The organism is Gilliamella sp. B2887, from assembly GCF_026537015.1.
Lineage (GTDB): Bacteria > Pseudomonadota > Gammaproteobacteria > Enterobacterales > Orbaceae > Gilliamella.
Genome location: NZ_JAFNMX010000005.1, coordinates 123863 through 137102, shown reverse-complemented (window position 1 = coordinate 137102; position 13240 = coordinate 123863). Strand labels below are relative to the sequence as shown.

The window sequence follows — 13240 nt, the reverse complement described above, 5'->3', positions numbered from 1 at the left end:
CAAATAGTGATGCGTTTAGATTACAAATACTGATCGGATAAAGTCTTATTGTGAGTATGAAATTTACCATTTATAGAAGAAAAATTCTTGATGATAGTCTAAATCCTAATGAAAATGTTACCGATATTTTTTTGATTAACTTTGGATAACTTAAAGCTTTTTTCTTAAAATATTTAATGTTAATAAAAATATTTCAAAAACAGACAATTTCTGGCACAAATAATCGATTTACATTATGTTCATTACGGTATTAACTAAAATATTAATTGCATGTTTATTCAAGAAACATCATAACTATTGAAATAGATGATAAAGTTTGGAAAAAAGCAACGATTTAAATTAAATCAATGCATTTCATTCTTATAGTCGATTCTAAAAAAATGATCTTTCGCTTGCATCAAACAATATAAAATTATGATTAATATAGCAATAATTAAAACTCAAAGCTTGGATGCATCTTGTTTAGCTTGATTAATAACAGCTTTAATGATCCATTGCGACAGTGATACAATATAGGAATCTTCTAAATTCCATACATCTTTTAATACTGTAATTTGAGAACCAAAAATTATCGACAAGGTATAAATTAATTTATTATTCAGTTCATCATTTAATTGGGATTGTAATGGTTGCAGTAAATTAGAGAGCACTTCTTTATGATTTCCACGGACAAATTTTTCAGACTTCGATGATGTTGTTGAACGTTCAGTTGCCCATTGTTGTAAAGACAATCGCATTGCTGCCCTTATAGCCCCTTCGTGTTTTATCATGTGGGTAAAAGCAAATGATAAAAAATCATTTATTTTTTTTCCCAAATCCTGTTCGTCGGATTGCCAACGTAAAATTGGTTCGAGTGAATAATCAACAACAGCCGAAATTAAATCACTTTGTGTAGGAAAATAGCGATAGGCAGTTGCCCTTGAAATTTTTGATTTATCTGCTAACTCACTAATGGTTAATTCGTTACCTTCATCTAAAATAGTTAATGCCGTATGTATTAAATGCTCAAATGTACGTTTTTTAACACCTGTATATTTTTGTGGTATTACGATATTTTGTTTATCCATATTATTTTTTTATAAATTATTGCTTATTATGATAAAAATTGATATATTAAATTCTATGAGACATTAGTCTCATTTCTGTTATATACTATTCCATTATATGAGTTATTTAGTAAAAGTATGGAGTTCTATTTTATCCTTTAAGGAGTTTTAATGGCATTACCAAATACGATTTACTTAGTCACAACACAAAACACTAAGTTAGAAGAGAGAGTAAGCTCTTTAAAAAAGCTACTTAATCTCAAAAAACTGACTGTTAAAGTTGTTGATAATTCAACTCAACCTCACCAACGGAATCATTTGGTCGATTTTACTGCCGAGCTAACAGCAAATTACCATATAAATACAAAAGAAGCTATTTATTGTTCTAATAGAAAAACATCTAAGTTTGTTAAGGCGAAGTTATTTATGTTGGTTCAAACGGTGAAGACGCAATTTTAAATTTAGGTGGATATTTTGATAAAGCAATGGAGCAGCTTAAATTATAACAACAGAGGATGATAAATATATTTTACACAATTGTCCGGATTTCAATGGATTTTAGAGTGTAAATTCAATGCAAGGGGAACCAACAAAATTGCGTTAAAATAAACAAAAGACCTATTTAAATTAATTTGACACCAACAATAAGTAAGACATAACGGTGTAACATTATTGTTACACCGTTATTTTTATCTACAAATCCATCATTGAACTACCAATCAATGTCAATATAATCGCTATAAGATTGTCAATTTTCGTAAGTAACTTTACTAATCATTGTTATCTGTGAGACAATCTCAAGTGCAGTATCCTATGTTGTAAATAAGTAATCGCTTTAGAAATGAATGCCTCTTACTTCTGATTTTAATTATTATTTTGTTAACTGACTATAGGAAACACAAAATGAAAGAATATCAAACTGATGTAGCAGCATTTGTATTACGAATTGCTTTAGGTATGATGTTTTTAGCTCACGGTTTTACCAAATTACTTGTTCTCACCCCAGAAGGTACGGCTGAATATTTTCATACCCTTGGATTTCCAGGATTTTTTTCTTATCTTGTTATTGTTTTTGAAATTGGCGGCGGTGCATTGTTATTATTAGGTATTTTAACTCGTGCAATTGCGTTAATTGCCTTCTTTCAACTTGCAATAATCACCATTGTACATTGGACTAATGGTTGGTCATTTACCAATCCGGGAGGAGGTTGGGAGTATCCTGCATTTATGTCTTTAGCTGCTTTCAGTCTTGCATTATTAGGTACTGGTCGATTTAGTGTTTTATCAGGGAAAAAATATACACAAACCGTTTAATCATTATAGGCTGAGTTTTAGGAAAGGTTAGATCCGTCTACGATTACCTTTCCTAAACTTTTAGGTAATAGAGCGATTTGCTTAATCAGATTTATCATCCATAAAGGATTATAACTTCATTAATTACCGCTAATGAATCAAACCTTCAAATTCTTCATTTTATAGCTAATAATGGTTTACTATTGATGCCGACTTGCCGATAAGCTTTAATGGCGCTTTTCCAATTGTTAAAGTCAAACAAGTAAGGTTGATTTAAATCATTTTTGTCCAACTTTGGCCAAATGTCATCAAACATATTTTGCCACTGAACTTGACTCATATTGCTTATACAGTGACGAACATGAAACCAATGTACCTTAGGTAACCTTCTATTATTTATTAAGTTAACACCTGAAAGTAATCCATAAGAAATAAATTCACTTAATTCCTGCATATTATTTAAAATTGTTTTAGCAAGAACGCCACCAACTGCATCATAAACAAGATCTGCCTGTGCAGCAAAATATCTTATAGCATTAGTATCATTTTGGTTTAAAGTTTTAATGCCATATTTATTATAAAATTGAATATGATTATCTGAGCGACAAATGGCAGTTATCGATAACGCTTGTGAATTTCTTGCCCATTTGCAAAGTAACTTTGCACAATCGGCCCCACCTGCCGTGACTAAAATATGTTTTTTTTGAGGAGGAAAACGTTTAAGCATCAACCAGGCGGCAACGGGATTAATATAAGCTCGGGCGGCTAAATCATTTTCTATATAATCGGGGATGGGGATAGCATAGTGTGCGGGTGAATCAACAAAATTTTGCCAAGTTCCTTCCCCTCTTAATGGTAATACACGCTTTCCAATCAGGTATTGATGTGTTGAAGGTGCTTCAATAACCACTCCGACACCTTCATAGCCAGCAATCTGTGGCAATATAATACGATGTTGATACGCCCCTGTAATTGGAATAAGATCTGAAGCGTTAATTGGCGCATATAACATTTCGACTCTAATGCAATCTTTTTTTACTAAGGGCTTATTTAAACATTCAAGCTTCAATACATGTTCAGGGATACCATATTGCTTATAACATAACGCAGAGTTCAAATATGATTCCTAAAAGTTATCTTTAATCAGAATAAAATGTCCTCATTATAACTCATTTAATAGTAAATTATTCGATTCACTTTCGACATTTAGATGGTCTTTTTTGTGCCATCCAAATGCATATCAATCAAATTCTAATTATCAATAAGTGAATTCCTTTCGTTGTCTTGATATCACGATACTCGTATAAATGATTCACAGCTTATTATCGTAGTGGATTGCATTAATGCGGACATAAAACTATTATGTACATCTTGTGAATGGATAATATTGCCATTGAAGTCAAGATCACAAATAGTGCAAGCATCATGAACTAAAATCGGTTGATAATTAAGCTCGAATGCACAGCGGGCAGTAGAATCAACGCACATATGACTCATCATCCTACAAATTACTAATTGTGTTATTCCCTAATTGCTCTAACTTCTGTTGCAACTGTGTATGATAAAAGCTATTTGGATGCGCTTTTTGAATGTTCAATTCATTAGGTTTATTAATAGCAAGTAATTTGACATGCAATTGACTACCATAACTATGATTTACAAAAAAAACAGCATTAAGATCCCGGTTAATATGTTGTATATAAACAATAAGTAATTGTTTTTTCGAAAAAATTTTAAAGTTTTAGAGTATGTTGTAGAACTTCTTCGGTATTATTTAATGGATAGTTACCGTCAGGTAAGATAATCATTTTGCACAGCAATGAGTAATAATGCTTGAGTCATTTTTCTCTCCTTATATCAAGTTTCGTAATATTATTTTTTAATATTTAACGTTCAAAAAGCATAGCAAATTGAAATGATAAATATCGATGAACTTTCAAATTGAAACAATGGATAAGAAAGATCAAAAAATTTTAAAGGTATTAAGAAATAATAGCCGTCAATCATGGCGGGAAATTGGCGAAAAAGTGTTTTTATCTAGCCAAGCTGTAGGTCAACGAGTTCAAGATAGGCTCAACAAGCATATTATTGAAAAATTCACCATTAAAGAGCAAAAACGACACTTACAATTTATTACTATTTATATGGACACTAATCAATTTGCTTCTTTTGAAAATTTAGTAAAGTATTTTAATGAACTCATCAAATTTTAAAAGATTACTGGCAATGGGTGCTATAGGATTATCAGTCAGTTCGACAATAATGCGTTGACCTCTTTCTTAACTAAAATTACGGATTTTGGTCGTTATAAAGTTTGTCGTCAATTAAAACAAATTTTATAATCAAGTTTGTTTTATTTCATTGATTTATTATCAATTAATAACCGTAATCGGTGAAATATAGAGAAACTCGGCATTTACAAATTTATCTTTAAATTATAAAAAAATGAGTTGATAGTTATTCATTTCTGTTATATTTTGTATAGTAATTTTAATAATTAATTAACTTATTGGTTTTATTTTATGAATTGTTTTTGCGTTTTTGTTATTAAACATCATCACCATCATACCTGATTAGTCTTCGGGCGATTGGTGCTGGAAGACAATTGGTCTTCCGGTGATATCGCGAAAGCAAGCAGAAAACCCTCGGAAGATCAAACTTTCGAGGGTTTTTTTGTTTGTAGTTTAAAAATTTTTTAGAATAAATTGGAGAATAATATGTTGGATAATTCGCGTTTACGTATAGCAATGCAGAAATCGGGTCGTTTAAGTGATGAATCAAAAAAACTGCTCGCACAATGTGGTATTAAAATTAACCTTCAAGAACAACGTTTGATTGCGTTCGCTGAAAATATGCCAATTGATATTTTACGCGTTCGTGATGACGATATTCCTGGATTAGTAATTGATGGGGTTGTCGATCTAGGGATTGTTGGCGAAAATGTTTTAGAAGAAGAGGTGTTAGACCGACAAGCCGAAGGGTTCAATCCTCAATATAAAACATTACGCCGTTTGGATTTTGGCGGTTGTCGGTTATCGATTGCTGCTCCTCGTGATTTTGATTATACCGCTCCTGAATGTTTAAATGATTTACGTATCGCTACCACCTATCCTCACTTACTCCGCCGTTATCTTTCTCAATACCACGTAACTTTTAAAACCTGCTTGCTCAATGGTTCAGTAGAAGTAGCACCACGAGCAGGTCTGGCTGATGTTATTTGTGACTTAGTTTCAAGCGGTGCAACACTTGAAGCAAATGGACTCAAAGAGATTGAAGTGATTTACAAATCTAAAGCTTGCTTAATTCAACGCCAAGGCGAAATGCCACCTGACAAGCAAGCGTTGATTGATAAGTTAATGACTCGAATTCAAGGGGTTATCCAAGCTCGTGAATCCAAATACATTATGTTACATGCGCCAACCAAAGTTTTAGATCAAGTTGTGGCTTTATTACCTGGTGCTGAAAATCCTACGATATTACCACTTACAGGTGAGCAAAATCGTGTGGCATTACATATGGTGAGCTCTGAATCACTATTTTGGGAAACCATGGAAAAACTCAAAGCATTGGGGGCTAGCTCAATTCTTGTCTTACCAATCGAAAAAATGATGGAGTAAAAAATGAAACTTTCATATTGGCAACAATGTTCAGATACAGAGCGGACAGCATTATTAACTCGCCCGGCTATCACCGCTTCAGATTCAATTAGCCAAGCGGTAACAGATATTTTAAATCAGGTGCAACAAAATGGTGATCAAGCTTTAATCGCACTCAGTAATAAGTTTGATAAAATACAAATCCAACAAATAAAATTGACACAAGATGCGATCAAAACAGCAACGACACGAGTTAAACCTGAATTAAAACAGGCAATGCAATTAGCCGTCAGTAATATTGAAAAATTTCACCAAGCTCAAGTTAAATCAGCAATTACTGTTGAAACAATACCGGGAATAAAATGTCAGCTCGTTACCCGTCCGATTGATTCAGTAGGTCTTTATATTCCAGGTGGTTCTGCGCCGTTATTATCTACAGTGTTAATGCTAGCTATTCCGGCTAAAATTGCGGGTTGCCGTAACGTAATTTTATGCTCTCCACCACCGATCGCAGATGAAATCTTATATGCGGCTGAACTTTGCGGTGTGACCGAAATATACCAATTAGGTGGTGCTCAAGCCATCGCTGCATTGGCTTTTGGAAGTGAATCAGTACCTAAAGTTGATAAAATTTTTGGTCCAGGTAATGCTTTTGTTACTGAAGCTAAACGCCAAGTTAGCCAACGTCTTGATGGAGCAGCAATTGATATGCCTGCTGGTCCTTCAGAAGTGTTGGTTATCGCCGACAATTCAGCTAATCCTGCTTTTATTGCTGCCGATTTATTATCACAAGCGGAGCATGGTCCTGATTCACAAGTGGTACTAGTCACTCCAGATGAAAATATTGCTAAAGCGGTTTCAATTGAAGTTGATAAACAATTAACCCAATTATCTCGAAAAGACATTGCCGAAAAGGCGTTACAAGAAAGTCGTCTTATTGTGACCAAAGATTTAGCTCAATGTATTGCTATCAGTAATTGTTATGGTCCTGAGCATTTAATTATTCAAACGCAAAATGCCGATGATCTGGTAGAACAAATTACTAGTGCGGGCTCAATATTTTTAGGTAATTGGTCACCTGAATCAGCGGGTGATTATGCTTCAGGAACTAATCATGTTTTACCAACTTATGGTTATACAGCGACTTACTCAAGTCTTGGATTGGCCGATTTTCAAAAACGTATGACCATACAAAAATTATCGCCTGAAGGCTTACAAGCCATTGGTCATTCGGTTGAATTAATGGCGCAAGCGGAGCAGCTTACTGCTCATAAACAAGCTGTAACGCTTCGTTTAGCTGCATTAAATACTAAAAATAGGTGAATAATATGGATATTAATCGATTAGTCAGAAAGAATGTTCAGAAATTAACACCTTACCAATCTGCTCGACGGATAGGTGGAAAAGGTGATATATGGTTAAATGCCAATGAATACCCTATTGCTCCGCAATTTCATTTAACTCAACAGACATTAAACCGTTATCCTGAACCACAACCTAAACAGGTGATTAATAGTTATGCTCATTATGTAGGTGTTAAACCGGAACAACTCATTGTAAGTCGTGGAGCTGATGAAGCAATTGAACTGTTAATGCGGGCATTTTGTGAGCCACAGCAAGATAGCATTTTATATTGTCCTCCTACTTATGGTATGTATCAGGTTAGCGCAGAAACATTAGGTATTAATATCAAAACCGTACCAACAACATCAGATTGGCAGCTGGATTTACTGGGAATTAATCAACATATTGATAATGTAAAATTAATTTATATTTGCTCGCCAAATAATCCAACGGGTAATTTAATTAATCCTGATGATATTAAAACACTATTAGATATTGCTAAAAATCGTGCTCTTGTGGTGATAGATGAGGCTTATATTGAGTTTTCGCCAGATTCTTCCGTGGTTAGTTGGTTAGCAAAATATCCGCATTTAGTTATTTTAAGAACTTTATCAAAAGCTTTCGCATTGGCTGGTTTACGATGTGGTTTTACTATTGCTAACAAACCTGTGATAGCTGCATTACAAAAAGTCATTGCTCCTTATCCATTGGCAACACCCGTAGCGGATATCGCGACGCAAGCACTTAGTAAAATTGGTATTGAAAAAATGCGACAACAAGTACAACTTATCAATGCTCAAAAGCAGAAGTTTGCACAGGATTTGTCGGCTTTACCAATCGTCGAAAAAGTTTATCCTAGTTCCTCTAACTATTTATGTGTTAAATTTCAAACAGGTAAAGATGTGTTTCAGTCATTATGGAATCAGGGCATTATTTTGCGCGATCAAAGCAAATCTATCGGGCAAGATAGTATCATTCGCATTAGTGTTGGCACAGCAGCCGAATGTGATGCGGTAATTTTGGCACTCAAAGCGATAATATAGGAGCAATGATGTTACAAAAATATTTATTTATTGACCGTGATGGAACATTAATCACAGAACCGCCAATCGATTTTCAGGTCGATAGCTTTGAGAAGTTGGCGTTAGAACCTAATGTCATCCCTGCTCTGCTTAAGTTGCAATCCGCTGGTTTTAAACTGGTGATGATAACAAATCAAGATGGCCTCGGTACCAGTAATTATCCACAATCTGATTTTGATGGACCTCACAATTTAATGATGCAAATTTTTCAATCACAAGGGGTTAATTTTGAAGAAGTACTGATTTGTCCTCACTTTTCAGAAGATAATTGTCAATGTCGTAAGCCGAAAATCCAATTAGTTCTACCTTATCTTAGCAATGGTAACATAGATAAAAATAATAGTTATGTTATTGGTGACAGGATCACTGATATTCAACTTGCTGAAAATATGCAGATTAAAGGATTACATTACAATTCTAACACATTAAATTGGCTCGAAATAGCTCAACGTTTAACCACTGATGACCGCTATGCAAAAGTCGAACGTAACACTAAAGAGACAAAGATTTTAGTTGAAGTTTGGCTTGATCGCCAAGGTGATAGTCAAATCACTACTGGTATTGGTTTTTTTGATCATATGTTGGATCAAATCGCCACCCATGGAGGGATCAAACTTAACATCAAAGTGAATGGAGATTTGCAGATTGATGACCATCATACCATTGAAGATACTGGATTAGCATTAGGTGAAGCGTTAAAAATCGCTTTAGGTGATAAACGAGGGATTACTCGCTATGCTTCAGTCATTCCTATGGATGAATGTTTAGCTGAATGCGCAATGGATATTTCAGGGCGTCCTTTTCTGAAATTTAATGCGCAATTTACTTATCCCAAAGTGGGCGATATGAGCACCCAAATGGTCGAACATTTCTTTTATTCTATCAGTTACGCTATGGCAATTACCTTACATATTGAAACGCAAGGCAATAATGATCACCATAAAGTTGAAAGTTTATTTAAAGCCTTTGCACGAACGTTAAAGCAAGCTATCAAGATAGATGGTAATAGATTACCGAGCTCAAAAGGAGTACTGTAGATGAAAGTTGTCATTCTCGATACGGGTTGCGCTAACCTCTCTTCGGTTAAATATGCCATAGAACGATTGGGGTATAACCCCATAATTAGTCTTGAACCCGAAGTAGTACTTGACTGTGATAAGCTGTTTTTACCCGGTGTAGGATCCGCTTCAGCAGCAATGAAGAAGTTAAAAGAACGCAATTTAGTTGATCTTATTAAAGCTTGTACTCAACCCGTCTTAGGTATTTGTCTTGGTATGCAACTGCTAGCCAAATACAGCAGCGAGGGGCACGTACAAACATTAGGAATAATTGACGAAAAAGTAGATGAAATTTCGAATGTTGGTTTACCTTTGCCTCATATGGGTTGGAATCAAGTTTACCCAAAAGCTGGTCATCATCTATTTAGAGATATTGCAGATGATGCTTATTTTTACTTTGTTCATGGATACGCGATGCCACTATGCTCAGCAACTATTGCAGAAACCAATTACGGAGAAAGCTTTACCGCTGCCGTACAAAAAGACAACTTTTACGGTGTACAGTTTCATCCCGAACGTTCTGGATCAGCCGGTGCACAATTACTAAAAAACTTTTTGGAGATGTAACAATGGCTGTTTATCCTACTATTATTCCAGCACTTGATTTAATTGACGGTAGTGTGGTTCGATTACATCAAGGTGATTATGGACTAAAACGTGATTATGGAAGTGACCCATTAACCCGTTTACTAAATTACCAACGACAAGGAGCACAACTTCTGCATCTTGTAGATTTGGCTGGTGCAAAAGACCCTAAAGCTCGACAAATGACATTAATTCAAACGTTAATTAAAGGCGTTCAAGTACCTGTGCAAATTGGTGGCGGCATCCGCACTGAAGATGATGTACAGGCGCTTCTTGCAGCTGGTGTAGCACGAGTTGTGATAGGATCAACAGCCATTAAACAACCTGAATTTGTTAAGAAGTGGTTTAACAAATATGGGGCCGAAGCGTTAGTTCTAGCGCTGGATGTACGCATCGCTGCTGATGGTAATAAATATGTTGCGATTCATGGTTGGCAAGAAGATTCCAACCAAACACTTGAACAAGTCATCGATGATTACTTACCACATGGCTTAAAACACGTACTGTGCACCGACATTTCTAAAGACGGTACCCTGAGCGGTTCAAATGTAAGTCTGTATCGAGATATTAGCCAAAAATATCCTCAAATAGCCTTTCAGGCATCGGGTGGAATTGGTCAACTCAATGATGTTAAAGCGCTTATGGATAGTGGCGTAGCAGGTGTCATCGTAGGACGAGCACTGCTTGAAGGAAAATTTACCGTTGAGGAGGCAATATCATGTTGGCAAAAAGAATAATTCCTTGTTTGGATGTACGCGATGGACATGTAGTGAAAGGTGTGCAGTTTCGTAATCACGAAATTATGGGCGATATCGTACCATTAGCTAAGCGTTATGCTCAGGAAGGGGCTGATGAACTCGTTTTTTATGATATTACTGCATCTTCCGATGGTCGTGTTGTTGATAAAAGTTGGGTTGCAAAAGTTGCCGAAGTGATTGATATCCCCTTTTGTGTGGCTGGCGGTATTAAAACAGTAAAAGATGCAGGACAGATTTTAACTTTTGGTGCTGATAAAATCTCAATTAACTCCCCAGCGTTGGCTAATCCTAATTTGATTACTGAGTTGGCAGATCGTTATGGTGTCCAGTGTGTTGTGGTAGGGATTGATACTTGGTATGACCATCAATCCAATGACTATCATGTTTATCAGTTTACAGGAGATGAAAAACGTACAGTGGCAACTAAATGGAATACACTTGATTGGGTGAGAGAAGTACAAAAACGTGGTGCTGGTGAAATTGTTTTGAATATGATGAATCAAGACGGGGTACGTAATGGTTACGATTTAGCTCAATTAAAAGCCGTGCGTGAAGTTTGCCATGTACCATTGATTGCTTCTGGTGGTGCTGGTACGAAGGAGCATTTTTTACAAGCCTTTAATGAACCGGATGTCGACGGAGCCTTGGCCGCATCAGTATTTCATAAACAAATAATTAACATTGGTGAACTTAAACAATACTTAGTGCAACATGGAGTAAATATTCGATTATGCTAACAGAAAATTCCAATACAACATTTAATCCGCAATTTGATCCAACACAACTTGATTGGCAAAAAGTCGATAATTTGATGCCAGTCATTATACAACATTACGTTTCAGGTGATGTACTCATGCTTGGTTATATGAATCAAGAAGCGCTAGCCCGAACTTTAAGCAGTGGCAAAGTTACTTTTTATTCACGCACTAAACAGCGTCTTTGGACTAAAGGCGAAAGTTCTGGCAATTTTTTAAATGCCGTAAGTATCACTCCTGATTGTGATAATGATACCTTATTGATTTTAGTTGACCCCATTGGACCAACGTGTCACACAGGCCATAACAGCTGTTTTGCTTCGGCGAAAACTCAGTGGGGGTTTTTATTTGAGTTAGAGCAATTAATTGCTGGTCGTAAAAATGCCGATCCACAATCGTCTTATACCGCTAAACTTTATCATGATGGCACTAAACGTATTGCTCAAAAAGTTGGAGAAGAAGGTGTTGAAACAGCCTTAGCAGCGACGGTTCGTGATATTGAAGAGCTGAAAAATGAATCGGCTGATTTGGTCTATCATCTTATCGTTTTACTGCATGATCAAAATCTATCACTGCAAGATGTAATTGGTACTTTGAAAGCAAGACACAAATAATTCAGAAATATAAGTGCGATAGTCTCGCACTTTTTTTATAGAATTCTTAAAAAGAATGTTTAAGTTAGCGAACTGGTAATTTTACTCCATTGAACATGGCTAATACCTCGCTATTATTTTCACATAACATCAGTTTATCGATTATTTGACGATTTAAGTGTGGTGAAAATTGACTGATAAAATCATACATATAACTGCGTAAAAATAAAGAGCGTGCAAAAGTGATATAAGTGGTACTATAAGGGAAAAGATGTCCAGCATTAAGCACGACAAAATCTTCATCAGCGATAGCATCACTCACTGCCATTTTAGCAACAATTCCAACGCCAACGCCTAATTTCACATAAGTTTTAATTAACTCAGCATCGGTCGTGCTAAACACAATATTTGGCAATTGTCCTGCGCGAATAAAAGCTTGATTGAGGTCAGAACCATCATTAGTAAAATCATAACTAACCAGCGGATATTGAGATAATTCTACAATAGAAATTAAGCTACTTTTAGCCAATGGATGATCTTTTTTAACGATTACTGCTTGGTTCCAGTGATAACATGGCAATGCAATCATTTCATCATTAAGTTGAGAAAGGTCAGTGACAATGGCAAAATCAGCTTGCCCTGTTTGTGCCTGTAAAATACATTGGGGAGATGAGCCCTGCTCCATATGTAAAATAATATTCGGGTATTGCTTCATAAATTGCTGGATGACTATTGGCAAACTATAGTGTGCTTGAGTATAAGTTGTCGTAATCGTTAATGAACCCTGATTAGGCTGACTAAACTCTTTAGCTATAATTTTTATATCTTTTGATTTGTTGAGGATGTCACGCGCCAGAGAAATCACTTTTTCGCCAACAGGAGTGACTTCGGAAAGATGTTTCCCCACTCTTGTAAATATTTGAATGCCAAGTTCATCTTCTAACAATTTTATTTGTTTACTGATACCAGGTTGCGAAGTATAAAGTTTTTCGGAGGTTAGCGAAACATTGAGGTCGTTATTGACTACTTCAACAATGTAGCGTAATTGTTGCAATTTCATGACAAAGGCTCCTTTAACTATATACTTTCCTCGCTTTCGACTTTAGTCTAACGCGAGGAATCGTAAGGTA

At 35.5% G+C, this 13240-nt stretch carries 15 protein-coding genes and 1 other annotated feature; of the genes, 11 read left to right on the top strand and 4 right to left on the bottom strand.

Annotation, left to right across the window (positions count from 1 at the left end; translation table 11 throughout):
- Window positions 1-440 precede the first annotated feature (440 nt).
- The gene (locus tag J3U13_RS06020) at window positions 441-1067 is read right to left on the bottom strand and encodes a TetR/AcrR family transcriptional regulator (protein WP_267340811.1); all 627 of its coding nucleotides are present in this window, start codon (window positions 1065-1067) and stop codon (window positions 441-443) included.
- A gap of 150 nt (window positions 1068-1217) precedes the next feature.
- Here J3U13_RS06020 and J3U13_RS06015 point away from each other — a divergent pair, with 150 nt between their 5' ends.
- Window positions 1218-1505, top strand: a complete 288-nt coding sequence (locus J3U13_RS06015; protein ID WP_267340809.1) for a hypothetical protein — start codon at window positions 1218-1220, stop codon at window positions 1503-1505.
- Window positions 1506-1949: 444 nt separating this feature from the next.
- Complete coding sequence (locus J3U13_RS06010) at window positions 1950-2360, top strand: DoxX family protein (RefSeq protein ID WP_267340808.1); 411 nt, start codon at window positions 1950-1952, stop codon at window positions 2358-2360.
- Window positions 2361-2514: 154 nt separating this feature from the next.
- Here the strand turns inward: J3U13_RS06010 and J3U13_RS06005 are convergent, their stop codons facing one another.
- Entirely contained in the window at window positions 2515-3456 is a 942-nt protein-coding gene (locus J3U13_RS06005; protein ID WP_267340807.1) for a zinc-dependent alcohol dehydrogenase family protein, read from the bottom strand.
- 173 nt (window positions 3457-3629) lie between these two features.
- Window positions 3630-3863 (bottom strand): isochorismatase family protein, encoded by a 234-nt coding sequence (locus J3U13_RS06000; RefSeq protein WP_267340853.1) that lies wholly within the window; start codon window positions 3861-3863, stop codon window positions 3630-3632.
- 404 nt (window positions 3864-4267) lie between these two features.
- Here J3U13_RS06000 and J3U13_RS05995 point away from each other — a divergent pair, with 404 nt between their 5' ends.
- The 9 genes from J3U13_RS05995 to hisIE all read left to right on the top strand — a co-directional run bounded on the left by J3U13_RS05995 (window position 4268) and on the right by hisIE (window position 12131).
- Entirely contained in the window at window positions 4268-4552 is a 285-nt protein-coding gene (locus J3U13_RS05995; RefSeq protein WP_267340806.1) for an Lrp/AsnC family transcriptional regulator, read from the top strand.
- A 338-nt stretch (window positions 4553-4890) separates the two neighbouring features.
- Window positions 4891-5016 (top strand) — a sequence feature (His leader region).
- Between the two features lie 40 nt (window positions 5017-5056).
- Entirely contained in the window at window positions 5057-5956 is a 900-nt protein-coding gene (gene hisG / locus J3U13_RS05990; RefSeq protein WP_267340805.1) for an ATP phosphoribosyltransferase, read from the top strand.
- A gap of 3 nt (window positions 5957-5959) precedes the next feature.
- Entirely contained in the window at window positions 5960-7258 is a 1299-nt protein-coding gene (gene hisD, locus J3U13_RS05985; RefSeq protein ID WP_267340803.1) for a histidinol dehydrogenase, read from the top strand.
- A 5-nt stretch (window positions 7259-7263) separates the two neighbouring features.
- A complete protein-coding gene (gene hisC / locus J3U13_RS05980; protein ID WP_267340801.1) occupies window positions 7264-8322 on the top strand; it encodes a histidinol-phosphate transaminase in 1059 nt (352 codons plus the stop codon).
- An 8-nt stretch (window positions 8323-8330) separates the two neighbouring features.
- Window positions 8331-9398: a bifunctional histidinol-phosphatase/imidazoleglycerol-phosphate dehydratase HisB gene (hisB, locus tag J3U13_RS05975; RefSeq protein ID WP_267340799.1), complete on the top strand. Its 1068-nt coding sequence runs from the start codon at window positions 8331-8333 to the stop codon at window positions 9396-9398.
- A complete protein-coding gene (gene hisH / locus J3U13_RS05970) occupies window positions 9399-9986 on the top strand; it encodes an imidazole glycerol phosphate synthase subunit HisH (protein ID WP_267340797.1) in 588 nt (195 codons plus the stop codon). It begins immediately after the preceding gene.
- A gap of 2 nt (window positions 9987-9988) precedes the next feature.
- The gene (gene hisA, locus J3U13_RS05965; RefSeq protein ID WP_267340795.1) at window positions 9989-10741 is read left to right on the top strand and encodes a 1-(5-phosphoribosyl)-5-[(5-phosphoribosylamino)methylideneamino]imidazole-4-carboxamide isomerase; all 753 of its coding nucleotides are present in this window, start codon (window positions 9989-9991) and stop codon (window positions 10739-10741) included.
- Window positions 10723-11499, top strand: coding sequence for an imidazole glycerol phosphate synthase subunit HisF (gene hisF, locus J3U13_RS05960; RefSeq protein WP_267340793.1), 777 nt, complete (start codon window positions 10723-10725; stop codon window positions 11497-11499). Before hisA ends, hisF begins: the two co-directional genes overlap by 19 nt.
- A complete protein-coding gene (hisIE, locus tag J3U13_RS05955) occupies window positions 11493-12131 on the top strand; it encodes a bifunctional phosphoribosyl-AMP cyclohydrolase/phosphoribosyl-ATP diphosphatase HisIE (RefSeq protein WP_267340792.1) in 639 nt (212 codons plus the stop codon). The genes hisF and hisIE overlap by 7 nt, the downstream gene beginning before the upstream one ends.
- Before the next feature lie 64 nt (window positions 12132-12195).
- On the opposite strand, the gene cysB is transcribed toward hisIE, so the two are convergent.
- Entirely contained in the window at window positions 12196-13170 is a 975-nt protein-coding gene (gene cysB, locus J3U13_RS05950; RefSeq protein WP_267340791.1) for an HTH-type transcriptional regulator CysB, read from the bottom strand.
- Window positions 13171-13240: the final 70 nt, after the last annotated feature.